A 353-nucleotide genomic window follows, 5' to 3' on the forward strand; every position below is an offset into this window, starting at 1 on the left:
GTCATGGTGTGCGCGCCCGGGCCGAAGCCCTGGCCCAGCAGGAACACGGCCAGGAAGGCGATGGCGGCGACCACTTCGGGGGCGCCGTGGGGCTTGCCGACCAGCGCCAGGCCGACCAGCGCGGCGAGCTGGAAGGCGTAGCCGGTCACGGTCAGCTTCCAGGCGCCGGTCTTCGGCACCAGGTGCACGCCGATCAGGCCGCCGACGAAGGCGAACAGCAGGTTCAGCGCCAGCGAGACCAGGATCGTGGTCAGCATCGACTGCGCCAGGAAGCTGGCGATGATCACCGGCAGGCCGAACGCCACGGCGTTATAGGCGAACGACGAGGCAATCGACATCACCGTGGCCAGCAC

At 69.4% G+C, this 353-nt stretch carries 1 protein-coding gene; it reads right to left on the minus strand.

The window, feature by feature from the left end; genetic code table 11:
* A partial coding sequence (locus tag AB4Z35_RS31415; protein WP_442101355.1) for a hypothetical protein occupies window positions 1-353 on the minus strand: 353 nt, incomplete at both ends.

This window comes from Pseudomonas sp. KB_15, from assembly GCF_052114525.1.
GTDB lineage: Bacteria > Pseudomonadota > Gammaproteobacteria > Pseudomonadales > Pseudomonadaceae > Aquipseudomonas.